The following is a 23,914-nucleotide window of genomic DNA, read 5'->3' as shown; positions in this document are numbered from 1 at the left end:
TGTCTTCTGACTTCAGGCCGCCTTGGCAGGCCCTGCGGGGAACACGCCGGACATGACCGTGAAGCCCTTGATGCGTTTGACCCGATCGCACCAGCGGCGGATCGCCGGATAGTCCTGTCTTGAAATGCCGCCCTCTTCCGACAGCATGATGTAGGGGAAGCAGGCGATGTCGGCGATCGTCGGGTGTGACGCCGAGCAGATCCAGTCGCGCCCCTCCTGCTCGCCGAACCACAGATGCTCATCGAGAATGCGGAACAGCCGGTGCGCGCCAGTGCGGGCCGCCTCGACGTCGAAGTCGTAGAACAGAGCGTCGTGCAGGCGGGCGGCGGATGCGGTGGCGGTGATGCCGTCGGCAAAGGCCAGCCACTGGCTGACCTCGCCGAGCAGGGCGGGATTGTCGCGCGGGTACCAGGTTCCTGCCGCGTCATATTTCGAGGCGAGGTAGACGAGGATCGCCTGGGCGTCGCGCAGGATAAGCCCGTCGTCGTCGATGACAGGCAGCTGGCCGAGCGGATTGATCCTGAGGAACCAGTCCGACTTGTGCTCGCGCCCGGGGTAGAAATCGACCGGCACCGTCTTCCAGTCGACGCCGAGCATGCTCATCAAAAGGCGCAGCTTGTAGCAGTTGCCCGACAGTTCGTAGTCGTAGAGCGTGATCATCAAAAACTCCTAGAGGTCGAGCACAAGCCGCGCCGACTTGGCACGCGACACGCAGGTCATGATCTTGGTGCCGGACTTGCGCTCGGCATCGTTGAGATAGACGTCCTGGTGGTCGGGCTCGCCTTCGATGACGGTGGCAAGGCAGGTGCCGCAGGCGCCCTGCTCGCAGGAAGACGGCATGTCGATGCCGGCGTCGCGCATCACCTCGAGGATCGTCTTGCCGGCGGGCACCGTCAGCGTCATGCAGGAGCGCGCCAGCGCCACCTCGAAACTGGTGCTGTCGTCGATGACATTGGTGTTCTTGAAGTATTCGAAATGCACCGCCGTTTCGGGCCAGCCCATCTCAGCCGCGATATGACGCGCCGCCTCCAGCATCGGGCCGGGACCGCAGAGATAGACATGCTTGTCGGGACCGTAGCCGCTGAGGATCTCGCGCAGCTTGGCGCCGGTCTGGTCTGGCGAAAGGCCGAGATGCGGCTTGAGCGAGGCGCCGAGCGTGCTGGTCTTCTCCGGGAAGGCAAGCTGCGCTTCGTTCTGGGCAAAGTAGTGCAGCTCATGCACCAGGTTCTGGTTGTTGAGCGCCTGGGCCATGGCGAGCAACGGCGTGATGCCGATACCGCCGGCGATGAAGATGGTCTTCACCGCGTCGCGGCGCAGCGGGAAATTGTTGCGCGGCTCGGAAATCGCCAGCACGTCGCCTTCGCGCACTGTCTCGTGCAGGCAGGTCGACCCGCCCTTGGAATCGCGCTCCAGCTTGACGCCGATGACGTAGCTGTCGCTTTCGCCCGGGCCGTTGGTGATCGAATATTGCCGGATCAGCCCATTGGGCAGGTGCACGTCGATATGGGCGCCGGGCTGGAAGGTCGGCAGCAGGCCCTTGATCGGGCGAAGCTCGAAGCCGGCGATACCATCGGCGGCCGGCCACTTCCTGGCGACCTCGACACGGATCGTTGCCTTGCGGCCGTGTTTGCTCTCCTCGGGCATCTCGGCGAGTTCGGGCGAGACACGCTCGATCACCGGCTCCAGCGGCGCCGGTGCCGGCTCGCGCGCCGCCTCGGCCTCGACCGCCAGACGCAGCCTGGAGAGCAGCTCATTGTGATGGCGCAGCACGGCAAGGCGCGCAGCGCCTTCGACCTGCCCGTCGAGCACGCCACGGATCACCGAGCGATTGGAATCGACCGGCTGGACGAAAAACACGGCCAGCGTGGTGGCATCAGCCTCGCTCGAACGCAGCACCACCGAAAAGGTGCTTGCAGCTTCGACCGCGACCTTGGCGGCGGAGTCGTCGATCCTGCCGCTCGGCTGGAAGCGGTAGCCCTTCAGCCTGGCGGCGACCACGTCGGCCGGCGCATTGACCGGGATGCCGCGCAGCGCCAGCAGCCGACCCTCGGCGAGCCCTGCCACCTCCGGCACTTCGCCCTGCGGTTCTTCCGCCGACCAGACGAGACCGTAACGCTCGATGGCGGCAAAGGTGCGGTTGGTGATGGTGCGAGCCGGTGCGTCGGCCGGGTGCGCAGGGATGTAGGTGCAGCCGGCCGTGCGGTTCGAGTAGCGCCAACCATGGTACTGGCACTTCAGCTCGCGGCCATCATTGATGCCGATCGACAGGCGGACGCCGCGATGCAGGCAGCGGTTTTCCCAGATGTTGACGTATCCATCATCGGCACGCCAGACGGCGAACTCGCGGCCGAGCAGCTGGCCGTGAAAAACATGACGCAACGGAAGGTCGTGCGCCGCGGCGATGGGATGCCATCTGGATTTGGCTAGGTCGAGCATATGGTCCTCGCTAAGATCTTTTCGTTGGCGCCCTCAGGCGCTCAGGTGGCGGCCGGGATGACCCCGTAGGTCACGCCCTTCTGGCTCAGCCACCGGCGGTAGGCGATCGCCGACTTGTCGGCACGGATTGGTGTTTCGGCGCGCGGATCGAGCGGCAGGCGCTTCGGGAACTGGTTTTCCAGGATCGGCTTGTCCTGCCCGAAGATGGTCTGCTGGAAGCGCTTGATGACCTTGTCCTCATTGTCTTCGTCCAGCACGCACAGCAGCATGTGGGCGCGGACATGCTCCTGGTCGATAGGCTGCAGGAAGACGGCAATGACATCGAGGCGGCTCTCGTCGAGCGGGCTCGACTTGTAGAGCACCGAGCAATAGGGATGCGGCACGCGGTAGATGTAGTCGACGTCGGCGCCGCCGTCCGAGGCCGTCGATGCCATCGGCTGGAAGAAGCGGCAGCGTGTCGCCAGGATTTCGTCGCGATCGACGGAAATCTCGACATCGTATTCCTTCACTTCCGTGTGCGGTTCGGCGCCGAGGATATCGGTGTGGACATAGGGGAAGTGGCCCATATCGAGAAAGTTCTCGATCGCCCGCGGCGCCGAGACATTGACGCCAAAAGTGGCGGCGTTGAGCTTGCGGCGATCGACCTCGTCAAACTCCGGAATCGGGAACAAGTCGGCCGGCGGGTTGCCGAGCGAGGTCCAGATGTAGCCATAGGCGAGCTTCAGCGGCAGCTTGCCGGAAATGACGGCAATATCGACAGGGCTGCCCTCGGCGAGATCGGCGCGATCGCGCCAGACAGCCGCATTTCCCTCACCGTCAATGGCAAAGCTGAGACGCTCCTCGAGCAGCACCGTGTCGACGACGACACCAGCTGCCACTTCCGACAGGGCGGCCAGCGGGTGCCAGAGGTCGAGGATCACCTGATCCGTGCATCGCGTCTTGGTCATATGCATATCCTTCACAAAGGGTGCGGATCACATCTGCGCCGGTATTGCGCCGTAAGTGACCGGTTTGTCGCGCAGCCAGCGCCGGTACAGCACGGCGACGGCATCGGCCCGGATGGGCGTTTCAGCGCGAGGGTCGAGTGGCAGGCGCCTGGGCACCTGGTTCTCCAGGATCGGCTTGTCCTGGGCGAAGATCAGCTGCATGAAGCTGCGAATGCCAGCCTCGTCGATCCCATCCTTGAGGTAGGCAAGGAAGGGATGGGCAACACAATTGTCCTCATCGACCGGCTGGACGAACAGGGTGATGACGTCGAGCCGATCCTTCTGCACCGGATTGCTCTTGTAGAGCGCCACCGTGTAGGGCCGGATCACCTTGTAGATGTAGTCGACGACAAAACCTCCCTTGGCCGTCGGCGAAGCCACCGGCTGGTAGAACTTGCATTCGGTCGCGACCAGCTCGTCGGCGGCCGTCAGCTCGACCTTGTAGGGCGCGACCTCCGTATGTGGCTCGTCGCCGAGCCAGCCGGTGTGAACGAAGGGGAAATGGCCCATGTCGAGAAAGTTCTCGACCATCCTCAAGCCCGACACCTTGACCGCGATCGAGCCACCGGTGACGAGATACCGATCGCCTTCCTCGGCCTCCGGCACAAAAACGATGTCGCGCTCCGGCTTGCCGAGGCAGGCCCAGAGGAAACCGTAGCGCTTGGTCGAAGTGACCAGGGCGCCGGTGTCGTCGCGGACGACTTCCTTGTTGTAGCGCCCGCGGCAATGGATGGTGATGTCGACGCCCAGCAGACGGGTGTGAAACGGCGCGCCGACCGACAGGTTGGCGAGGTCCGCAACCACATGCCAATCGTTAAGCAGGACTCTGTCGCTACAAAGGGCTGCTGTGCTCATCGCACCCTCCCTGTTGGCTAGCACTTCCCCGTGAACCTAGCTCTGTTATGTCCTCATTGGAAACACAGGATTGGATATCAATCAATAAGAAATTGCATGCCGATGTGAGAATTTTGGTTGACAGGCGCCAGCGATTGAATACCGATATGGAAACCGTAACCCGGGATATGCGACGCCGCCGGCGTGGCGCGAACCCGGGCTGGCCGTCAAGCAAGCCGAAGGCGCTGGCGGGAAGGAGAACGCCATGAGCAACCGCTCGCAGGCCATTGCCGACATACTGACGCGGGCGATCCTCGATCACCGCCTCGTGCCCGGCTGCAAGCTTGGCGAGCGCGAGCTGTCGGAGGTCTTCGACGTCAGCCGCATCGTCATCCGCCAGTCGCTGATCCGCCTTGCCGACGACGGCCTTGCCCAAATCGAGCGCAACCGCGGCGCCTTCGTCGCCCGTCCCAGCATGCAGGACGCGATGGAGATCTATGACGCGCTGACCCTTGTCGAACAGGGCGTCGCCGCCCAGCTGAGCGACCGTCTCGGGCCTGCCGGCTGGGCCGAACTGCGCCAGCATGTCGAGCGCCAGCGCAAGGCCGTGGCTTCAGGCAACGACGCACTCGCCGACGTGCTCGGCCAGGAGTTCCACACCGTCTTCGTGCGCCTAAGCCGCAACAAGGTGATGCAGGAAATTCACGCCCAGCTGGTCCGCCGCACCACCTTGCTGCGTTCGCTGATCACCGCCGACTTCGACTATTGCAACCTGCTCGACGACCACGCCAAGCTCATCGAACTTCTCGAAAAGGGCCGGCTCAAGCCGGCAATGGAGCTGATCGACGCGCACCACCGCTCCGTCGTGCGCGGTTACATCATGGACCGCCAGGTCTTTCCCGAGCTGACGCCACGCGAAGCGCTCGAACCCTATCTCGACGGCAAGGCAGGCGAGCCGCCGAAACCGGCACCAAGAAAGAAGGCAGGAGAGAATGGCCGGGCACGGACGCACACCCATGTCCACGTCGTAAAATAGACCCGGCACAAAGCCGGGCGCATCCAACCAACAGAGGGTTACCACCATGTTCAATCTGACCAGACGGCAATTTCTGCAATATTCCGGTGCCGCGGGCGCGGCACTCGGCACCAGCGGCCTTGCCGGCATCGCCAGCGCCCAGGAGCCGCTCAAGATCGGCGTCGTCTACGTCTCGCCGATCGCCGACATCGGCTGGACCAAGCAGCACAGCCTTGGCGTCGATGCCATCAAGGCCGAGTTCGGCGACAAGGTGGCGCTCACCGTCATCGACAACATCTTCATGCCGCAGGACGCCGAACGCGTCTTCCGCGAGCTCGCCGCTTCCGGCAACCAACTAATCTTCGGCACCTCCTTCTCGCATGGCACGCCGATGCAGAAGGTGGCGCCGCGCTTCCCGAAGGTCGCCTTCGAGCATTGCTCCGGTATCGTCCACCTCGCCAATCTCGGCACCTTCGAGGCCAAGTATTACGAAGGCACTTTCGTTGCCGGTGCCGCCGGCGCGCATATGAGCAAGAATGGCAAGATCGGCTTCATCGGCGGCTTTCCGATCCCCGACATCGTCGGCCCGGCCAACGCGCTTCTGCTCGGCGCCCAGAGCGTCAATCCCGAGGCCACCTGCAACGCCATCTTCCTCAATTCCTGGTTCGATCCGGGCAAGGAAAAGGAAGCCGCCAACACGCTTTTGTCGCAGGGCTGCGACGTCATCTGCTCGATGACCGATACCGCCACCGGCGTGCAGGTTGCCGGCGAAGGCGGCGCATGGTCGATTGGTTACGCCAGCGACATGGCCAAGTTCGGCTCGGGCAAGCAGCTCACCGCCTTCACCCTCGACTGGTCGAGCGACTATGTCGGCGCCGCCAAGGGCGTTGCCGCGGGCACCTGGAAGCCCGAGGCGCGCTGGGACGGCCTGGCCGGTGGCGTCGTCAAGATGGCGCCTTACAATGAGGCGATCCCGGCCGACGTGATCACCAAGCTCAAGCAACTCGAGGCGGACATCGGCTCCGGCAAGATCCACCCCTATGCCGGCGAACTCAAGGACCAGGACGGCAACGTCAAGGTCGCGGCCGGCAGCGTGCTGGCCGATGCCGACATCCGCGGCATGAACTGGTTCGTCAAGGGAATGATCGGCAAGCTCGCCTGATCCTCCCTCGCAACCGCTAGCAATTCCACCGGGGCGCTACAGCGCCTGGTGTCCAGTTGGACACGCAAAGGACGCTGTAGCGCTTAAAATGGGTGCACGATCCTTCCCGAAAATCGGTTCCGATTTTCGGGGTCATGCACCGCCCCGGTTGGTCTATGGCTGCGCACCGTCCAACCCTCACGGCAGGACCCGGCTATGCCCCCACGCCTCGAATTGCGCAACATCACCAAAAGTTATCCCGGCATCATCGCCAATGACGACATCTCGATGTCGATCATGCCAGGCGAAATCCACGCCGTGCTCGGCGAAAACGGCGCCGGCAAATCGACCCTGATGAAGATCATCTACGGCGCCGCCCAGGCGGATTCCGGCGAGATCTTCTGCGACGGCAAGCCCATTGCCGCGCACACCCCGGCGACCTCGCGCGCGCTCGGCATCGAAATGGTCTACCAGCATTTCGCGCTGTTTGAATCGGTCACCGTGGTCGAGAACATCGCACTTGCGGTGTCGAGCAGCTTCGACCTCGACACGCTGGCGCGCCAGATCACTGAACTGTCGAACCGCTACGGCATGCCGATCGACCCCTATCGCCGCGTCCACGACCTGTCCGTCGGCGAGCGCCAGCGCGTCGAGATCGTGCGCTGCCTGCTGCAGGCGCCGAAGCTTTTGATCCTCGACGAGCCGACCTCGGTGCTGACGCCGCAGGCCGTCGTCAAGCTGTTCGAGACGCTGCGCCAGCTCGCCGCCGAAGGCTGTTCGATCGTCTACATCAGCCACAAGCTCGATGAAGTGCAGGAGCTCTGCGACACCGCGACAGTGCTGCGCAACGGCAAGGTCACCGGCACCGCAAGACCCAAGGAAAGCACCTCGGCGCAACTTGCGCGGCTGATGGTCGGCGCCGAGCTGCCCGAAATGCACGTCTCACCCTCGGTGCCGAGCGACAAACCGGTGCTCGAGGTGCGCGGGCTCACCGCCCCTGCCCGCGACAAATACGGCGTCGAACTCAAGAACGTCTCCTTCGAGGTACGCGGTGGCGAGATCGTCGGGCTTGCCGGCGTCTCCGGCAATGGCCAGGCCGAGCTGATCTCGCTGCTCAGCGGCGAACGGACACATGCCAATGCGCTGTCGATCCAGATCGGCGGCAAGGCTGCGGCCCATCTCAACGCCAGCGAAAGGCGCAAACTCGGCATGGCCTTCGTGCCGGAAGAGCGGCTTGGCCGCGGCGCGGTGCCGCCGCACGCGCTGTGGCAGAACGCCGTGCTGACGGCCCACCGCTCCGGCCTGGTGCGCAACGGTCTCGTCGACCGCAAGCAGGCAAACAGCTTCGCCGCCAAGATCATCGAGCGTTTCAAGGTCAAGGCCAACGGCCCGCAGTCGAGCGCCCAGAGCCTGTCGGGCGGCAACCTGCAGAAATTCATCGTCGGCCGCGAGATCGCGCTCGAACCGAAGCTGTTCCTGGTGGCGCAGCCGACCTGGGGTGTCGACGTCGGCGCCGCCGCCTTCATCCGCCAGACGCTTGTCGATCTGAGCCGGTCGGGCGCGGCCGTGCTGGTGATTTCGGAGGAGCTCGACGAACTGTTCGAGATCTGCGACCGGCTGCTTGTCATCTGCCAGGGCCAGGTCTCGCCGCCACTGATCAGGACAAAAACCAACCGCGAGGAAATCGGCCTGCTGATGACAAGGGTCGACCGCGGCAACGGCACCAATGGGAGAGGCGAAGTTGCGATTCAGGATTGAACAAAGACCGGAACCATCCGCCAGGATGCGGGTGGCGGCGCCGGTCATCGCGACCGTGCTCACCCTTCTCGTCGGCTCGCTTTTGTTTGCCGTGCTCGGCTACGACCCGCTGGCGACATTGCAAGCCTTCTTCATCACCCCGCTCAATTCGCTGAACGGGCTGTCCGAGTGGCTGCTCAAGGCGTCGCCGCTCATCCTCATCGCCTGCGGCCTTGCCGTCGGCTTCCGCGCCAATGTCTGGAACATCGGCGCCGAGGGCCAGTTGATCATCGGCGCCCTCGCCGCCTGCGGCGTGGGCTTGTTCTACCCCAATCCCGACAGCTGGCTGCTGCTGCCGCTGATGTTCTTCGCCGGCGCCATCGCCGGCATGGCCTGGGCCGCCATCCCTGCCTTCCTCAGGGCGCGGATGAACACCAACGAAATCCTGGTCACGCTGATGCTGACCTATATCGCGACGCTCTTGTTGTCGTGGCTGGTGCACGGCCCCTGGCGCGACCCGGCCGGCTTCAACTATCCGCAGACGGCCCTGCTGTCGGCGGCGGCGATGTTCGAGCCTTTCGACTATGCCTACCGGCTCAACGCCTCGGTGTTCATCACCGTGGTCGCCGTGTTCCTGATGTGGCTGTTCACTGACCGCAGCTTCCTTGGCTACAAGATGTCGGTCTCGGGCGCAGCCCCTCTGGCAGCACGCTACGCCGGCTTCCGCGAATCCGCTGCCGTGTGGACCGGTTTGCTTGCCGGTGGCGCTGCCGCTGGCATCGCCGGCATGGCCGAGGTCTCCGGCCCGCTCGGACAGCTGTCGCCGCAAATCTCGCCCGGCTATGGTTTCGCGGCGATCATCGTCGCCTTCATCGGCCGTCTTAACGCTTTTGGCATCGTGCTGGGCGGATTGCTGATGTCGCTCTTGTTCCTCGGCGGCGAAGCAGTGCAAATGAACCTCGGCCTGTCGGCTGCGCTCACCCGCATCTTCCAAGGCATATTGCTGTTCTTCTTGCTTGCCGCTGACTTCTTCATCTTCTACCGGCTTCGCCGCATTCCGGAGCATGCCTGATGGACTTGTTCATTGCCATCTTCACCGGCACCATCATTGCCGCAACACCATTGATCTTTGCAGCGCTCGGCGAACTCGTCGTCGAGAAATCGGGCGTCCTCAACCTCGGCATCGAAGGCATGATGCTGATGGGTGCCGCCTTCGCCTTCTGGGCCATCGTCGCCGGGCTGCCGATGCCGGTCGCCATCCTGGCCGGCGCGCTTGCAGGGGCCGCCGCATCGCTGCTGTTCGGCGTGCTGGCGCTGACCTTCCTGACCAACCAGTATGCCGCCGGCCTGGCGCTCGCCATCTTCGGCTCGGGCGTGTCGGCATTTCTCGGCCGCAATTTCGGCTCGGCGCCGATCGACGCACTGAAGAAGATCTACATCCCCTATCTCTCCGACATTCCGGTGATCGGGCCGATGCTATTCCGCTTCGACCCGATGGTCTATTTCGCCATCATCATGTTCTTCGTCATCAGTTGGTTCCTGTACCGCACAAAGGGCGGGCTGGTGCTGCGCACCATCGGCGAGTCACCCGAGACGGCGCATGCCATCGGCTATCCGGTGATCAGGATCCGCTATCTCGCCGTGCTGTTCGGCGGGCTGATGGCCGGACTTGCCGGCGCCTATCTGTCGGTTGCCTACACCCCACTCTGGGTCGAGAACATGACCGCCGGCAAGGGCTGGATCTCGCTGGCGCTGGTTGTCTTCGCGACATGGCGACCACTGCGCGTGCTGCTCGGCGCCTGGCTGTTCGGCGGCATGACCATCCTGCAGCTGCAGGGCCAGGCGCTTGGTATCGCGGTGCCTTCGGAACTGCTCTCCGCCCTGCCTTATCTGGCAACGATCGTGGTGCTGGTCATCATCTCGCAGAACCGCCAGATGCTGGCGCTGCACTTCCCGGCTTCGCTCGCCAAGCCGTTCCGGCCAGCGACCTGACGGACGAAAGGCGGGGCTAAACGCCCCGCCGCTCACGCCCAGGGATCGCTCACCCGGGGCCAGATCGGACGGACAAGCTTGGTGTAATTGGTCACGCGCGGATTGCTCGGATAGGAGCTCGGCGCGTCGACATAGACGATCTCGGCCGCCACCGGCGCGAAACCGGCATAGAAATGGTTGGTCGACTTGACGAGCAAAATGTCCTTGTCCGCAGGATCAACGCCGAGATTTGAGAAAATGTCGGGCTCGAAGGTCTGGGTGCGGTTGGTGTTGAGGATGACGTCGACCTCGGTACCGACAATACGCACCAGCGCCGTCATCCCGAGCGTGACACGGCTCGGTCCGAAACTCTGCCAGCCTTCCTCGACGGTCTTCAGCACCTGAACCCTGCCGTCGATCGGCTCGCCGGCCTGCGGGCCTGCCTTGCCGCCGAAGCGCAGGTCGATGATGGCGCCTTCTCCGGCGGCATGGCAGAAGGTCACCGCGATCGGATCCCAGATGGTGGCGACACCAACCTTGTCGAGGCCACGCTCCAGCATCCGGCGCAGAACGAAGGTGCCGTCGCCGGCAACGCCGCCGCCCGGATTGTCCCAGACATCGGCGATGACTGCCGGCTTGGTCGGGTTGGCCTTGCGCGCGGCCAGCGCCCGGTCGATGCCGGCGTCAGTGTCGAGCATCTCCATCGCCGTCTTTTCGCGCATGGCATAGAGTTCGCGGCCGAGCTTTTCGGCCAGCGCATCGCCCTTGGCCTTGTCATTGTCGGTGACGACCACGATGCGCGAACCCATCTCCGGCACGTCGGAGCCCATGAAACCATGGATCACCGACACCGACAGGATGCCGTCCTTGCCGTGCAGCGCCTTGATGCGGTCGACGAAGGAGCGCATCGGCTCGCGGCTGGTCGGCAACACCGTGATCATGCGGCAGTCGAAGGTCGAGATGACTGGCTTGATCTCGCCGCGCGCAGCGGCCAGTCCAAGCTCGACGACATGTTCGCCGCGCTCATAGAAATCGGTATGCGGGAACTCGAGGAAGGCCGCGAGCACGTTGCAGGCGGCGACGCGTTTCGGCGTCAGATGGCTGTGCGGATCGAACTCGGAAGCGACAACGACGTCGGGCCCGACGATGTCACGGACCCGGGCGAGCAGGTCGCCTTCGCAGTCGTCATAACCCTGCGCCACCATGGCGCCGTGCAGGCCGAGGATGACGGCATCGACAGGCATGGCAGCCCGGAGCTGGTCGAGGATCTCGTCGCGCAGCGCCTCGAAGGTCTGGCGCTGCACCAGTCCGCCCGGCTCGGCCCAGGTCGCCGTGCCCTCGATGACGGTCAGGCGATCGGCCTCGGCGCGACGGCGCAGCGCCACGATCGGCGACGAGCACAAGGTCGGCGTCTCCGGATGCTGGCCCGGCCCGGCATAGAACGCCATCTCGAACGATGCACGGTCTGTCGGCACCGGCGAGAAGGTATTGGTTTCTGTCGCCAGCGAGGCGGTGAAGATGCGCATCTTGGGTTCGTTTCTTTGTTGTCGGGAGGTAAGGGTTACTTGACGGCGCCGAGGGCCAGCCCGCGGACCAGGTAGCGCTGCAGCCAGACGAACAGGATGGCGACCGGCACGGTGGCGACGAGCGTTGCAGCCATGACGTAGTGCCATTCGACGGTATAGCGGCCGGCGACGAGCGAAAACACCTGGATCGGCAGCGTGTAGCTTTCCTGGCTGCGCAGCATGGTCAGTGCGACGACGAACTCGTTCCACGCATTGATGAAGGTGAAGATGGCGGTGACGGCGATTGCCGGCACGCAGAGCGGCAAAAACACCTTGCGCAGGGTCAGCCAGCGGCTGCCACCTTCCATCCACGAGGCTTCCTCGAGATCGCGCGGGATGGTGTCGAAATAGCTCTGCAGCATCCACACGGTGAAGGCGATGTTGAAGGCCATGTAGACGCCGCCGACGGCATTCAGGCTTTCGACAAGACCGAAGGAAGCGAGCAGCCGGAACAGGCCGAGCACCAGCACGATCGGCGAGATCATCTGCGACACAAGCAGGAAATGCCGGAAGGCGCCATGCCCGGCAAAGCGGAAACGCGACATGGCATAGGCGGCGGGAATAGAGACGAGGATGGCGCCGATGGTGGCGATCAGCGACACGCGCAACGAGTTGACCAGCGCCTGGCCGAAACCGGCCGCGACCCACATGTCGTAGAAATTGCGCCAGCGGAATTCGCTCGGCCACCAGCTTGGCGTCAGCACTTCCTGGGCCGGCTTGACGGCGGTCAGGAACATCACCGCGAACGGGAACAGCGTGACCACGACCAGCGGCGCGAGCAGCGCCCAGGCGATGAAGGTGCGCTTGAGCTTCGGCGAGATCATGCCCGTTCTCCCCGCATGGCGAGCCTGATGTAGATGGCGGTGAAGACGAGCAGGATCGCCAGCATCACCAGCGAGACGGCCGAGGCCTCGCCGAGTTTGCCAACACGGAAAGCCAGCTTGTAGAGATGGGTGACGAGGATGTCGGTCGAATTGGCCGGCCCGCCTTGCGTCATCACCCAGATGATCGGGAACGAATTGAAGACATAGATCGTGTTGAGCACGATGGCGATGTTGACGAAGGGTTTGAGCAGCGGAAAAGTGATCCGCTTGAACTGCTGCACCGGCCCCGCACCTTCGAGGGCGGCGGCTTCGTAGAGGTCGTCGGGGATCGACGACAGCCCACCCAGAAAGATGGTGGTGGTGAACGGCACCGTCACCAAGATGCCGATCATGATCTGCATCGGGAATGCGGTCGCAGCACTAGCCAACCACTGGATGTTCTGGTCGGCGAGGCCGAGCCCGCGCAGGGCAGAGTTCAGCATGCCGCTTTCGCCGTTCAGCGCCCAGCGCCAGACGATGGCCGTCATCGTCAGTGACACCGCCCAGGGCAGCATGACGATGACCCGCGCCACCGAGCGGCCGTAGAAGTCAGTGTTGAGGATGACCGCCACGGGGATCGAGACCAGGAGCGCGCCGCCAACCACGGCGGCCGTCCACACCCCGGTCCGCAGCAGCGCCTTGATGAAATCGGGATCGGCGACCAGCGCCGAGAAATTGGCCACGCCGTTGAAGTCGCGCAGCTGGCCGAAGCGGCTGACGTCGTGGGTGGCGATCTGGATCAGGTCGACGACGGGCCAGAAGATCACCACCGCGGCCAGGATCAGGCTCGGCAGCGTCAGCAGATATGGCAGGGCGCGATTGTGCATGAGAGCCTTGGCCGGAGCACGGGAAAGGGAACCGGCGGCGCACCCAGTGCGCCACCGGCGGAAGGGAGAAGAGACTACTTCTTCAGGATGCCGTCGGCCTTGGCCGCTGCTTCCTTGAGAAGGGCTTCCGGATCGCCCTCGCCAAGATAGACCTTCTGCATCGCATCAGAGGTGATCTGGGCGATTTCTTCCCAGCCCGGAATGACCGGCGCGAAGCGGGCGTCGGGCAGGAGTGCCGTGAAGGCGGCGAGGTCGGCGTTGTTGACGTAGTAGTCCATCTTGGCCTCTTCCTTGTTCACCGGCAGGAAGCCCTCGCCCTGGGTGAACTTGGCGCGCCAGTCGGTCTGGAACAGGAAGTCGAGCAGCTTCCAGGCCTCGTCCTTGTTCTTCGAGTTCTTGAACATGACGATGGAATCGGTGACGCCATAGGTACCGCGTGCACCCGTCGGTCCAGCCGGGATGGCAGCGACACCATATTTCAGGTTCGGCGCTTCTTCCTTGATCTGGTTGGACAGGAAGGGGGCTGTAATCATCATGCCGACCTTGCCCTGCTTGAACAGGTTCTGCACGTCCTCACGCGCATAGGAGGTGACGCCGGGTTGGGTCAGCCCCTCGTCGATCAGCGACTTGTAGAGCTTGGCCGCCTCGATGGCGCCGGCGCTGTCGAGGCCCGAGCTGCCATCCTTGTCGAGGATCTCCGAGCCCTGCGACCACATCGCGTAATAATAATAGACGTCGGTCTCGATTTCCTTGCCCTGCAAGCCGTAGCCATAGTTCTCGCCGCCCAGCGCCTTGATCTTGGCGGCAGCGTCCTTGAGCTCGGCCCAGGTCGCCGGCGGGTTGGCGACACCTGCCTTTTCGAGCAGTTCCTTGTTGTAATACATGGCGCGCGCCGAAGCGGCGATCGGCAGGCCGTAGGTCTTGCCGTCCATGATCGAGGGCGACAGGAAGGTATCGATGAAACGGCCCTTGAAGTCGGGCGTGATGTAGCTGTCGAGCGGCTCAGCGACGTCCTGCTGGACGAAGTCGATCAGCCAGCGCGTACCGATGATCGACAGGTCCGCATTGGTGCCGGCGGTGATGTCGGTGGTCAGCTTCTGCAGCAGCACATCCCACGGCACGACCTCGAACTTGACGTCGATGCCGGGATTGGCCGCCTCGAACGCCTTTTCCACTTCCTGGAAATAGGGGCCGGTCTTCGAGCTGTATTCGGCGACCGTCACCCGGACCTCGCCGGCATTCGCCTGGGCTGCCAAGGCCAGCACGCTCAACCCGGCCAGCAGGCCGCTCTTCCACTTTGAAATCGCCATGTCGGTGTTCCCTTGCTCCCGCGGGCGCAGGCCCGCTCCTCCAGCGCTTCACGCGCCTGTTTGATTAAGTGACTTTCTTACATTATCGGCGATTTTCGGCATATCAAGCGATTTTCTTTGTTGCTTAATTACATTTTCAGCCATAGTCCTGAAGGCAGAAAGCGGCCAAGATCGCTGTGGGAGCACAGAATTGAACCTAGACGACGAGTTTCGGCAAAAGTCCGTCCTGATCACCGGAGCCGGCGGCGGCCTCGGCCGGGTGCTGGTAACTATTTTTGCCGCGCGTGGCGCCCGCGTCATCGGCTGCGACCAGTCGATCGAAGCGATGGACGGGCTCGATCTCGCCGGCCGCCACAGCTTCGACCTGACCGATCGCGCCAGACTGGAAGCCGCCTCGCGCAAGCTGGTCGAAGCTGACGGCGTGCCCGACATCGTCATCAACAATGCCGGCTGGACGCGCGCCGAAATCATGCCGGCGCTGACCCAGGAGCGGATCGAAACCGAGATCGACCTCAACCTGACCGGCGTCGCCAGCCTCACCAACGCATTGCTCAAGCCGATGGTCAAGCGCGCCTCGGGTACCTTCGTCTTCATCTCCTCGGTCAACGCGCTGTCGCACTTCGGCAATCCGGCCTATGCGGCTGCCAAGGCCGGCATCAATGCCCTGTCGCGCGCCATTGCTGTCGAGCACGGCCGCCAGGGCATCCGCGCCAACGTCGTCTGCCCGGGCTCTATCCATACGCCCGCCTGGGATCATCGCCTTGCCAAGGACCCCGCGATCCTGGGCAAGCTGCAGCGGCTCTATCCGCTTGGCCGCATCGTCAATGCGCAGGAGGTGGCCGAAGCGGTCGCTTTCCTCGCCTCGCCGCGCGCCTCAGGCATTACCGGCACGGTGCTGCCTGTCGACGCCGGGCTGACCGCCGGCTGCCTGCCTTTCATCGACGACATATTGGGAGCGTGAAGACCATGACCGGCGTGACCTTCCGCAACCTGTCCAAGTCGTTCGGCCAGCACAGCGTGCTCGACAACATCAATCTCGACATTCCGAGCGGCGAGTTCGTCGTGCTCGTCGGCCCCTCCGGCTGCGGCAAGTCGACCTTGCTGCGTATGCTGGCTGGGCTCGAACCGATCAGCCATGGCGATCTTCTGATCGGCGGCGTGCGCGCCAACGACCTGCCGCCGCAGAAGCGCAACATCGCCATGGTTTTCCAGTCCTATGCGCTGTTTCCCCATCTCACCGCGGCCGAAAACATCGGCTTCGGCCCGAAGATCAGAGGTGAGGCAGCGGCGGCGATCGATGCCAAGGTGAAGAACGCCGCTGCCATCCTCAACTTGCATTCCTATCTCGACCGCTATCCGCGCCAGCTCTCCGGTGGCCAGCGCCAGCGCGTCGCCATGGGCCGCGCCATCGTGCGCGAACCCTCGGTGTTCCTGTTCGACGAACCGCTTTCCAATCTCGACGCCCAGTTGCGCGTCCAGATGCGCACCGAGATCAAGGCGCTGCATCAGCGCTTGAAATCGACGGTGGTTTACGTGACACACGATCAGATCGAGGCCATGACCATGGCCGACCGCATCGTCGTCATGAACCAGGGAAAGATCCAGCAGGTGGGTGCACCGCTCGAACTCTACGACAGACCGGCCAACAAGTTCGTCGCGAGCTTCATCGGCTCGCCGTCGATGAGCTTCGTCTCGGGCAGGCTCGGTGCGGCGGGCGCCTATTTCGAGACGGCCGACGGCGAAAGACTGAAGCTGAACGGCGGCCGCGCGTCGGCCTTCGCAGGCGCGGTCGAGGCAGGCATCCGGCCGGAGCACTTCGTCATCAGCGGCACCGATGCGGCGATGAAGCTCAGGATCGACGTCGTCGAGCCGACCGGTTCCGAAACGCACATCTATGGCGCGGTCGGCGGCGAGCAGGTGCGCGCCGTGTTCCGCGACCGCGTGTCGGTCAAGCCGGGCGAGACGCTGCCGGTGACCGCCGATCCCAGGAACATCCATCTTTTCGACAAGGCAACCGGCCTGCCCGTATGAGCAACATCGCCGACATCATCACCCGGCTTCAGGTCATGGCGCAGGACGGCTCCAAGTCCGACAAGCGCCTGGCCAGCCTTGTGCTGTCGGATCTCGACTTCGCTTCCAAGGCCGCCATTTCGGAGATCGCCGCGCGTGTCGGCGTCAGCGAACCGACAGTTACCCGCTTCTGTCGCAACCTCGGCTGCGACGGCGTGCGCGATTTCAAGTTCTTCCTGGCACAGGCCATAGCCATCGGCGGCCAGTATCTCAAGCCCGAGCCGCTGAGCCGCGACGCACGCGAGCAGCGCATCGCCTCCGCCGTCACCGAAGCCGCTGTCGTGGCGATCCAGCGCGCTTCGGACAGTCTCGACATGGGCACGCTGATCTCGGTGGCCGAGCGGCTTTCGGCCTCGCCGCACATCTTGTGCTTCGGCTCCGGCGGCATCTCATCGATGATGGCGACGGAGTTGCAGAACCGCCTGTTTCGCCTCGGCCTGTCTGCCGTGGCCCAGGTCGACGGCCAGCTGCAGCGCATGTACGCGGCGGTCGCCAGGCCCGAGTCGACCGTCGTTGCCTTCTCCGTTTCCGGCCATGCCAAGTCGGTGATCGATGCCGTGCAGGTCGCCCGCCAATATGGCGCGCAGACCGTCGCCATAACCGCGCCCGGATCGGCACTGGCCAAAGTCGCCGACATCGTCATCCCGTTCCAGCCGATCGAGGACGGCAACATCTACAAGCCAACCTCATCGCGTTTCGCCCTGCTCGCCATCCTCGACATGATCGCGACAGCCACCGCCGAATCCCGCGGCACCAACGTGCTCGAAGGCCTGCGCCGCATCAAGCAAAGCCTCAGCATGCTGAAGGTCGACGACCCAAGACTTCCCCTAGGTGACTGAATGAACTCCAGGCAGAACCCCTTCCCCGACGACATCGACCGCGCCCGGATCTGGGAGATGCTGGTCGAGCGCGATATCGCAGCCTTTGTCGATCAGGACTGGTCGATGGTCGCGGACGACTTCGACGAACAGCGCTTCCTCGGCATCCATGCCCACAACGCTGCCAATCCTGACGACTGGAATGCCGCCTTTCCGTCGCTCGGGACCTATCGCGACGAGTGGCTGCGCCAGGCGGCCGAGACGGCTGCAACCGCCTATGCCGAGCCGCTTGCCGACGGCATTTTCCGCGCCACGAACCTGACCGAGATCGACATATCAGGCGATGTTGCCCTGGCGCGCAAGAAGTTCGACGGCACCATCCGCCGCGCTGACGGCAGCGACGACGTGATGAACTGGCAGACGCTCTACTTCTGCCGCAAGCAGAACGACCGCTGGAGGATCACCGGCTTCGTCGGCTACATGAAATACAAATAGGCTTGCGGCCTGTCCGAACTCTCCAGGCGCCCCGAGGGCGCCTTTTTCGTTTTCCGCCATCTGGTCCCTGCAAGGCAGAAAGTCTGATCTTGCAACCTTTGCACTTGACTGCAAGATATCTTGCATCTTAAGAGTCGAGTGCAATATGGATGCAAGATGATGACGCTGCTGGATCGCATCAAAAGCCATTCGACCCGCCTCACCGGGGCCGACCAGCGGCTCGTCTCGGCCTTGCTCGAAAACGCCGCCGAGGCAGCCTTCCTCTCGAGCGCCCGGCTTGCCGAACGCGCCAGCGTGCATGAGGCGGCAACGACCCGCCTCGCCCAGAAGCTCGGCTTCAAGGGCTATCCAGAACTGCGCTCACAGCTGCAGCGCGAGCTTGTCGAGAGCCAGGACGCCGCCGAGCGAATGCGCCGCTCCGTCGCCAAGGTCGAGCATGGCGACTTTCTGCTCGACCTGATCGACAGCGAGATCGCAGCGCTCGAGCACCTCCGCCTTGCCGTTTCGCAAGACAGCATCAACCGCGCCGCCGACATGATCGTCGATGCCAAACGCATCTTCCTGTTCGGCCAGGGCCATGCCCAGTCGATCACCCAGTTCCTGCGCCGCCGGCTCGACCGCTTCGGCATGACCACCATCGTGCTCGAAGGCCGTGGCCGCGACATCGCCGAGCGTGTCGTCGGCATGCAGCAGGGCGACCTCGTGCTGGCGCTCGCCTTCCGCAAGCAACCAGCGAGCTATGCACCACTGGTCGAGCATTGCCACGCGCAGGGCGCCAAGGCGGTGCTCGTGACCGACCTCGCCGGCACGATGATGCAGCCGGCTGTCGACCTCGTGCTGGCGGCACCGCGCGGCCGCTCGGGCAGCGAGTTCCAGACGCCGACGGTGCCGTTCGCCATCGTCAACGCCATTCTTCTGACCATCGCCGGCCGGCACCAGACCCGCGTCATGGGCGCGCTGGAGCGCCTGTCCGGCCTGTTCGACGAATTCGATTGAGAAAACCTGGGAGGGAAAGATGCTCAAGTCGATGAAATGGGCGCTGTTTGCAGCGGTCGCCATACTGCCCCTGACGGCAAGCGCCGCCGAACTCGACGCGATGAGCGTCAAGGAACTGCTGCCGCTGGCACAGAAGGAAGGCAAGGTCACCGTCTTCTCGCTGTCGAGCCGTATCGCCAAGGTGGAGAAAGCATTCGAGGAGGCCTATCCCGGCATTGACCTGGTCGGCATCGACATGAGCTCGGTCAAGCAGATCGCCCGCGTCGTCGCCGAGCAGACCGCCGGCGTCAACGCCGTCGACGTGCTCTACATCGCCGACACGCCGGTGGTCTATGAGGACCTGGTCAAGACCAACCGTGTCGTGCCCTACATTCCGCCACGCGTGGCGGGCGAACTCGCCGACGAGCACAAGACGCCGCTTCTGACCCAGCGCCTGTCGACCAAGGTTTTGATGTACAACGAAGTTGCCAATCCCAATGGCGCGCCGGTCAAGAACCTGTGGGCACTGACGACGCCGGAATGGAAGGGCCGCGTGCTGATGGTCGATCCTCTGCAGCGCGGCGAGCTGCTCGACCTCTTGGTCGAGTTCTCGCTCCGCCCCGACGAAATGGCCAAGGCCTATGAGGCGCAGTTCGGCAAGCCGATATCAGTCGACAGCGACCTGCAGGGCGCCGGCGAGCAATTCGTCCGCGACCTCTTTGCCAACGATCTCGTCCTGGTGCCCAACTCCGATGTCATCAACAAGGCGATCGGCGACAAGACCGCCAAGAACCCGCCAGTCGGCTTCGCCACCTATTCCGACCGCCGCGACAACGAGAAGGAAGGCTGGGCACTACAGGTCGCCAACGACGTCGAGCCGTCCAACGGCATCCTGTTCCCGGCGGTTCTCGCACTGGTCGACAAGGCGCCGAGCCCGGCGGCAGCGCGGCTTTTGATCGACTTCATGATGGGCGACGATTCTGCCACCGGCGGACCGGCCTTCGAGCCCTTCAACGTCGCCGGCGACTATGCCGTGCGGCCGTCGATCAAGGACAACGCCGACTCCGTGCCGCTCAAGGAGCTCAAGGCCTGGCGCATCGATCCGGTGAAGACAGCCGCTGCCCGCAAGCGTATTGCAGACCTGGTGCTGACGCTGCAATGACCGCGGCCGGACCGGCGCCTTGGGGGAGGCGCCGGTCTGTTCTCCGTGCCCAGTTGTCCGCCGCCTCGTGTTGCCGCGGCACCGTTGCCCGCGCACTGCAATTCCCGGAAAGAATGTCATGTCCGCCGTAACAACATCCGTGTTGTCCCGGAGAGGCTTTTTGCGCTCCGAAACACTCGTTCCCATCATCCTGATCCTTGTCGTCGGCATCCTGGTCATCGCGCCGCTGGTCAAGATTGTCCTGTCGACGCTGACCATCGAAGGTCGTGACGCCTGGCAGGCGGTGCTGGCCTCGAAAATGTCCGAAAACCTGTGGTGGCGCCCGCTCTTGAACACGGTGCTGCTCGGCATCGGCGTTGCCACAGGCTGCCTTTTGATGGGCGGCTTCCTTGCCTGGCTCGTCGTGCTCACGGACGTGCCGGCGCCAAGGACGCTCGGCCTGCTCGCCACTCTGCCCTTCATGATCCCGAGCTTTGCCGCGGCCCTTGCCTGGGGTGCTTTATTCCGTAACAGCCGGCTCGGCGGCTCGGTCGGCTTCTTCGAGGCGAACGGCTACATCGTGCCCGATTGGCTCGCCTGGGGCCTGTTGCCGACATTGATCGTGCTCATCGCCCACTATTATTCGCTTGCTTTCACCGTCATCTCGGCGGCCTTGAGCTCCATCGGCGCCGATCTCGTCGAGGCAGCGCAGGTCGCGGGTGCCAAGCGCTCGCGCATCTTCTTCGGCATCATCCTGCCGGTGGTCACACCGGCGCTGATCGCCGCCGCATCGCTGACATTTGCCGGTGCCGTCTCCAACTTCGCCGCCCCTGCCCTGCTCGGCCTGCCGGTCAGGATGCAGACGCTGTCGACGCGCCTGTTCGGGATGATCGAGACCGGCCAAACCGAACGCGGCTTCGTCATCGCCCTGCTTTTGATCGTCGTCTCCGCCTCCTTCCTCTGGCTCGGCGAGCGCCTTGTCGCCGGCCGCAAGAACTTCGTCACCGTCACCGGCAAGGGCGGCCGCACCAAACGCTTTCCGCTCGGCAGATGGCGCTGGCCGCTGTTTGCAGTCGCTGTCCTGCTCTGCCTGCTCACCACCTTCCTGCCGGCGCTGATCCTCACCGCCTCCAGCTTCGCCTTGCAGAACGGTTCGCTGTTCTCCAACTGGACGACGCATTTCTGGATCGGCGAAGGCGGCACCGACATGGCCCAGGGCCAGGCCGGCATCTTCCGCAATCCGGTGCTGATCGAGGCGCTGTGGATGACGCTGAAGCTGGCTGTCACGGTGGCGATCACCACCATGGCGCTCGGCCTGGCGCTGGCCCACACCATCGCCCGCAACAAGGGCAGCGTGCTCGCAACCGTCCTCGGCCAGGTCTCGTTCACCCCGATCCTGATTCCCTCGATCGCCTTCGCCGCCGCCTATATCGCGCTGTTCGGGGCGCCGATCGGACCGTTGCCGTCGCTCTACGGCACCTTCCTCCTCCTGGTGCTTGCAGCCTCGGCGCATCTCTTGCCTTATGCCGTGCAGTCGGGCCGCTCGGTGCTCGGCCAGATCTCGGCCGACATCGAAGAAAGCGCGCGACTGACCGGCGCCGGCTTCTTCCGCCGCATGGGCGCGATCATCATGCCGCTCGCCATCCGCGGCCTGCTCGCCGGCGCCCTGCTGGTCTTCGTCAAGATCGTCCGCGACCTGTCGCTGGTGGTGCTTTTGTTCACCTCGACCTCGCCGGTGCTCAGCATGCTTGCCTACCGCTATGCCGCCGAAGGCTTCATGCAGTTCGCCAACGCCATCACCATGGTGATCCTCGTCCTCTGCGTCATCGCCACGCTCCTGGCGCACCGCCTGCAGAACCGTGTCCAGAAGTGGAAATCCGCATGAACCCCGCCAACGGCAATCCGGCTGCGATCGCGATCCGCAACGTCAGCAAGCGTTTCGGCAGCTTCACCGCCGTCGACAATGTCGACATCTCGGTGCCGCAGGGCGCGTTCCTGGTGCTTGTCGGCCCGTCCGGCTGCGGCAAGTCCACGCTGCTCAGGATGCTCGCCGGACTGGAAACACCGAGCGAAGGCGAGATGGCCTTCATGGGCCGCACCGTCTCCGACGGCACGCGCGGCCTTGTCGCCGACGCCGGCGGCCGCGACGCCGGCCTCGTCTTCCAGAGTTATGCATTGTGGCCGCATATGACGGTCGCCGGCAACATCGAGTGGCCGCTCAGGGTGGCCAAGTGGAGCAAGGCGGATCGTGCCGCGCGCGTCGACGAAGTGCTCGGTCTGCTTGGCATCTCGGCGCTGAAGGAACGCTACCCGGCCGAGATCTCCGGCGGCCAGCAGCAGCGCGTGGCGATTGCCCGCACCATCGGCCCCAAGCCGAGCATCCTGTTGTTCGACGAGCCTTTGTCCAACCTCGACGCCAAGCTGCGCATCGAGATGCGCAGCGAACTGATGCGCATCCACCGCGCCACAGGTGCCACCTCTGTCTACGTCACCCACGACCAGGTCGAGGCGATGACAATGGCGAGCCATGTCGCTGTGCTCAATAACGGCAAGGTCGACCAGTTCGGCGCGCCGCTCGAGCTTTTGGAAAACCCGCGCACGACCTTCGTCGCCACCTTCCTCGGCACGCCGCCGGCCAATCTCATCTCGGTGACGAAACAGGACGGTGGCCTCGTCTATGATGGCCTACGGCTGGCCGATGCGCAGCGCGCCAAGGCGCATGACGGCGTCCAGCTTCTCTACCGCGCCCATGACATCAAGGTCGGCGACATCGAGGGGCAACCTGCGATCACCGCGCGCTTCGAGGAAGCCGCCCCTATCGCAGGGCGCACCATGGTGACGGCATTTTCCAACGGCCAACGGCTGACCGCCATGGCCGACGGCTATTTCAGCGCGGCGATCGGCGACCAGATCCGCCTCAGTTTCCTGGGCGAGCCGAGCGCGGTTTTTGCAATGACTGGTGAAAGGATCGACTGATGAGATTGGTAATGGTGCGCCATGGCGAGACCACCTGGAATGCCGAGCACAGGCTCCAGGGCCACGACAACGCGCCGCTATCGCCGCGGGGCATCAGGCAGGTCGAGAGTTTTGCGTCCTTCGCCAGGGCGATGGCGCCCGACCGCGTCGTGGTCTCCGACCTCGGCCGTACGCGCCAGACAGCAAGCCTGCTCGGCTATGGCGACGCGCCGCTCGACCCGCGCCTGCGCGAGATCGATATGGGCAACTGGACCGGCCGTATCAAGCACGAGCTCGAGGCCGAGCGTCCGCACGAGTATCTCGCCTGGCGCGCCGGCACCTTCACCCCCGACAGCGGCGAGGCATGGGCGGATTTCTGCGCCCGCATCGTCGAAGGGTTGCGGGACTGCCTGAAGAAGTGCAACGGCGACACGCTCGCCATCGTCCATGGCGGTGTCATCCGCGCTGCCTGCCACGCCTTCCTGGGGCTGCCGCCCTCACGTGTCGTGCCGGTGACGCCTGGTACTGCAACGATACTGAGCTTCGATACGGCCTACGCCCCGACGGCACGGCTCGAAGCCTACAATATCGCGGCTGTGGCGCCCGATTTCGACGCACCGGACTAGCGCAATTCCAGCAAAAAGTGTGCGGCGGTTTTCCGTCCGGAATTGCGCAAAAACAAGAAGATAGAGAGTTTCCGCGAAGAGAAGAAAGAGGAAACGCTCTCGACGCTCGCAACTGGTCTGAACAGGCCCGTGCCTAAGGAAATGGTGCG

General features: G+C 64.1%; 22 protein-coding genes. 14 read left to right on the top strand and 8 right to left on the bottom strand.

Features of this window, described 5'->3' with window-relative positions:
• Positions 1–12: 12 nt before the first annotated feature.
• From H5P29_RS09185 to H5P29_RS09170, 4 genes are read right to left on the bottom strand one after another with little or no spacing between them, the layout of a single operon-like run.
• Entirely contained in the window at positions 13–660 is a 648-nt protein-coding gene (locus H5P29_RS09185; RefSeq protein WP_067957496.1) for a glutathione S-transferase family protein, read from the bottom strand.
• 9 nt (positions 661–669) lie between these two features.
• Positions 670–2,436: a Rieske 2Fe-2S domain-containing protein gene (locus tag H5P29_RS09180; RefSeq protein ID WP_154385629.1), complete on the bottom strand. Its 1,767-nt coding sequence runs from the start codon at positions 2,434–2,436 to the stop codon at positions 670–672.
• A gap of 41 nt (positions 2,437–2,477) precedes the next feature.
• The gene (locus H5P29_RS09175) at positions 2,478–3,383 is read right to left on the bottom strand and encodes an aromatic ring-hydroxylating dioxygenase subunit alpha (RefSeq protein WP_067957489.1); all 906 of its coding nucleotides are present in this window, start codon (positions 3,381–3,383) and stop codon (positions 2,478–2,480) included.
• A gap of 27 nt (positions 3,384–3,410) precedes the next feature.
• Positions 3,411–4,277, bottom strand: coding sequence for an aromatic ring-hydroxylating dioxygenase subunit alpha (locus H5P29_RS09170; protein ID WP_154385631.1), 867 nt, complete (start codon positions 4,275–4,277; stop codon positions 3,411–3,413).
• Positions 4,278–4,521: 244 nt separating this feature from the next.
• On the opposite strand from H5P29_RS09170, the gene H5P29_RS09165 reads away from it, so the two are divergent.
• The 5 genes from H5P29_RS09165 (at position 4,522) to H5P29_RS09145 (ending at position 10,141) form a co-directional block, all read left to right on the top strand.
• Positions 4,522–5,292: a GntR family transcriptional regulator gene (locus H5P29_RS09165; RefSeq protein WP_154385632.1), complete on the top strand. Its 771-nt coding sequence runs from the start codon at positions 4,522–4,524 to the stop codon at positions 5,290–5,292.
• 46 nt (positions 5,293–5,338) lie between these two features.
• Complete coding sequence (locus tag H5P29_RS09160; protein WP_067957480.1) at positions 5,339–6,433, top strand: BMP family ABC transporter substrate-binding protein; 1,095 nt, start codon at positions 5,339–5,341, stop codon at positions 6,431–6,433.
• A 195-nt stretch (positions 6,434–6,628) separates the two neighbouring features.
• Positions 6,629–8,170, top strand: a complete 1,542-nt coding sequence (locus H5P29_RS09155; RefSeq protein ID WP_154385633.1) for an ABC transporter ATP-binding protein — start codon at positions 6,629–6,631, stop codon at positions 8,168–8,170.
• Positions 8,154–9,221: an ABC transporter permease gene (locus H5P29_RS09150; protein ID WP_154385634.1), complete on the top strand. Its 1,068-nt coding sequence runs from the start codon at positions 8,154–8,156 to the stop codon at positions 9,219–9,221. Before H5P29_RS09155 ends, H5P29_RS09150 begins: the two co-directional genes overlap by 17 nt.
• Positions 9,221–10,141 carry an ABC transporter permease gene (locus tag H5P29_RS09145; RefSeq protein ID WP_083948481.1) on the top strand — a complete coding sequence of 307 codons (921 nt, stop codon included), beginning with the start codon at positions 9,221–9,223 and terminating at the stop codon, positions 10,139–10,141. Before H5P29_RS09150 ends, H5P29_RS09145 begins: the two co-directional genes overlap by 1 nt.
• 32 nt (positions 10,142–10,173) lie before the next feature.
• Here H5P29_RS09145 and H5P29_RS09140 read toward each other — a convergent pair whose 3' ends face one another.
• The 4 genes from H5P29_RS09140 to H5P29_RS09125 all read right to left on the bottom strand — a co-directional run bounded on the left by H5P29_RS09140 (position 10,174) and on the right by H5P29_RS09125 (position 14,685).
• Entirely contained in the window at positions 10,174–11,646 is a 1,473-nt protein-coding gene (locus H5P29_RS09140; protein WP_154385635.1) for a M81 family metallopeptidase, read from the bottom strand.
• 35 nt (positions 11,647–11,681) lie between these two features.
• On the bottom strand, positions 11,682–12,509 hold the full coding sequence (locus H5P29_RS09135) for a carbohydrate ABC transporter permease (RefSeq protein ID WP_067957467.1): 828 nt from the start codon (positions 12,507–12,509) through the stop codon (positions 11,682–11,684).
• Positions 12,506–13,375, bottom strand: coding sequence for a carbohydrate ABC transporter permease (locus H5P29_RS09130; protein WP_154385636.1), 870 nt, complete (start codon positions 13,373–13,375; stop codon positions 12,506–12,508). Before H5P29_RS09130 ends, H5P29_RS09135 begins: the two co-directional genes overlap by 4 nt.
• Before the next feature lie 74 nt (positions 13,376–13,449).
• Positions 13,450–14,685: a sugar ABC transporter substrate-binding protein gene (locus H5P29_RS09125; RefSeq protein WP_154385637.1), complete on the bottom strand. Its 1,236-nt coding sequence runs from the start codon at positions 14,683–14,685 to the stop codon at positions 13,450–13,452.
• Between the two features lie 190 nt (positions 14,686–14,875).
• On the opposite strand from H5P29_RS09125, the gene H5P29_RS09120 reads away from it, so the two are divergent.
• From H5P29_RS09120 to H5P29_RS09080, 9 genes are all read left to right on the top strand, one after another.
• Positions 14,876–15,646 carry an SDR family oxidoreductase gene (locus H5P29_RS09120; protein WP_185910315.1) on the top strand — a complete coding sequence of 257 codons (771 nt, stop codon included), beginning with the start codon at positions 14,876–14,878 and terminating at the stop codon, positions 15,644–15,646.
• 5 nt (positions 15,647–15,651) lie between these two features.
• A complete protein-coding gene (locus H5P29_RS09115) occupies positions 15,652–16,716 on the top strand; it encodes an ABC transporter ATP-binding protein (RefSeq protein ID WP_067966113.1) in 1,065 nt (354 codons plus the stop codon).
• Entirely contained in the window at positions 16,713–17,594 is an 882-nt protein-coding gene (locus H5P29_RS09110; RefSeq protein WP_067957457.1) for a MurR/RpiR family transcriptional regulator, read from the top strand. Before H5P29_RS09115 ends, H5P29_RS09110 begins: the two co-directional genes overlap by 4 nt.
• On the top strand, positions 17,595–18,068 hold the full coding sequence (locus H5P29_RS09105) for a hypothetical protein (protein ID WP_154385638.1): 474 nt from the start codon (positions 17,595–17,597) through the stop codon (positions 18,066–18,068).
• A 156-nt stretch (positions 18,069–18,224) separates the two neighbouring features.
• Positions 18,225–19,064: a MurR/RpiR family transcriptional regulator gene (locus H5P29_RS09100; protein ID WP_154385639.1), complete on the top strand. Its 840-nt coding sequence runs from the start codon at positions 18,225–18,227 to the stop codon at positions 19,062–19,064.
• Positions 19,065–19,083: 19 nt separating this feature from the next.
• On the top strand, positions 19,084–20,205 hold the full coding sequence (locus H5P29_RS09095; RefSeq protein ID WP_067957449.1) for an ABC transporter substrate-binding protein: 1,122 nt from the start codon (positions 19,084–19,086) through the stop codon (positions 20,203–20,205).
• Positions 20,206–20,323: 118 nt separating this feature from the next.
• Positions 20,324–22,069 carry an iron ABC transporter permease gene (locus H5P29_RS09090; RefSeq protein ID WP_185910314.1) on the top strand — a complete coding sequence of 582 codons (1,746 nt, stop codon included), beginning with the start codon at positions 20,324–20,326 and terminating at the stop codon, positions 22,067–22,069.
• On the top strand, positions 22,066–23,160 hold the full coding sequence (locus tag H5P29_RS09085; RefSeq protein ID WP_154385640.1) for an ABC transporter ATP-binding protein: 1,095 nt from the start codon (positions 22,066–22,068) through the stop codon (positions 23,158–23,160). Before H5P29_RS09090 ends, H5P29_RS09085 begins: the two co-directional genes overlap by 4 nt.
• A complete protein-coding gene (locus tag H5P29_RS09080) occupies positions 23,160–23,765 on the top strand; it encodes a histidine phosphatase family protein (RefSeq protein ID WP_067957442.1) in 606 nt (201 codons plus the stop codon). Before H5P29_RS09085 ends, H5P29_RS09080 begins: the two co-directional genes overlap by 1 nt.
• The last annotated feature ends 149 nt before the right edge of the window (positions 23,766–23,914 follow it).

The sequence above is a fragment of the Aminobacter sp. MDW-2 genome, assembly GCF_014250155.1.
Taxonomy (GTDB): Bacteria; Pseudomonadota; Alphaproteobacteria; order Rhizobiales; family Rhizobiaceae; genus Aminobacter; species Aminobacter ciceronei.
Note: the sequence above shows the minus strand (reverse complement) of the source record. Positions and strands in the feature narration are given on the sequence as shown.

Coding starts and splice junctions, on each gene's coding strand:
- H5P29_RS09170 (WP_154385631.1), bottom strand. CDS start 4,277: ATGAGCACAGCAGCCCTTTGTAGCGACAGAGTCCTGCTTAACGATTGG.
- H5P29_RS09090 (WP_185910314.1), top strand. CDS start 20,324: ATGTCCGCCGTAACAACATCCGTGTTGTCCCGGAGAGGCTTTTTGCGC.
- H5P29_RS09180 (WP_154385629.1), bottom strand. CDS start 2,436: ATGCTCGACCTAGCCAAATCCAGATGGCATCCCATCGCCGCGGCGCAC.
- H5P29_RS09135 (WP_067957467.1), bottom strand. CDS start 12,509: ATGATCTCGCCGAAGCTCAAGCGCACCTTCATCGCCTGGGCGCTGCTC.
- H5P29_RS09115 (WP_067966113.1), top strand. CDS start 15,652: ATGACCGGCGTGACCTTCCGCAACCTGTCCAAGTCGTTCGGCCAGCAC.
- H5P29_RS09105 (WP_154385638.1), top strand. CDS start 17,595: ATGAACTCCAGGCAGAACCCCTTCCCCGACGACATCGACCGCGCCCGG.
- H5P29_RS09160 (WP_067957480.1), top strand. CDS start 5,339: ATGTTCAATCTGACCAGACGGCAATTTCTGCAATATTCCGGTGCCGCG.
- H5P29_RS09140 (WP_154385635.1), bottom strand. CDS start 11,646: ATGCGCATCTTCACCGCCTCGCTGGCGACAGAAACCAATACCTTCTCG.
- H5P29_RS09145 (WP_083948481.1), top strand. CDS start 9,221: ATGGACTTGTTCATTGCCATCTTCACCGGCACCATCATTGCCGCAACA.
- H5P29_RS09165 (WP_154385632.1), top strand. CDS start 4,522: ATGAGCAACCGCTCGCAGGCCATTGCCGACATACTGACGCGGGCGATC.
- H5P29_RS09185 (WP_067957496.1), bottom strand. CDS start 660: ATGATCACGCTCTACGACTACGAACTGTCGGGCAACTGCTACAAGCTG.
- H5P29_RS09080 (WP_067957442.1), top strand. CDS start 23,160: ATGAGATTGGTAATGGTGCGCCATGGCGAGACCACCTGGAATGCCGAG.
- H5P29_RS09155 (WP_154385633.1), top strand. CDS start 6,629: ATGCCCCCACGCCTCGAATTGCGCAACATCACCAAAAGTTATCCCGGC.
- H5P29_RS09125 (WP_154385637.1), bottom strand. CDS start 14,685: ATGGCGATTTCAAAGTGGAAGAGCGGCCTGCTGGCCGGGTTGAGCGTG.
- H5P29_RS09110 (WP_067957457.1), top strand. CDS start 16,713: ATGAGCAACATCGCCGACATCATCACCCGGCTTCAGGTCATGGCGCAG.
- H5P29_RS09085 (WP_154385640.1), top strand. CDS start 22,066: ATGAACCCCGCCAACGGCAATCCGGCTGCGATCGCGATCCGCAACGTC.
- H5P29_RS09175 (WP_067957489.1), bottom strand. CDS start 3,383: ATGACCAAGACGCGATGCACGGATCAGGTGATCCTCGACCTCTGGCAC.
- H5P29_RS09100 (WP_154385639.1), top strand. CDS start 18,225: ATGATGACGCTGCTGGATCGCATCAAAAGCCATTCGACCCGCCTCACC.
- H5P29_RS09130 (WP_154385636.1), bottom strand. CDS start 13,375: ATGCACAATCGCGCCCTGCCATATCTGCTGACGCTGCCGAGCCTGATC.
- H5P29_RS09095 (WP_067957449.1), top strand. CDS start 19,084: ATGCTCAAGTCGATGAAATGGGCGCTGTTTGCAGCGGTCGCCATACTG.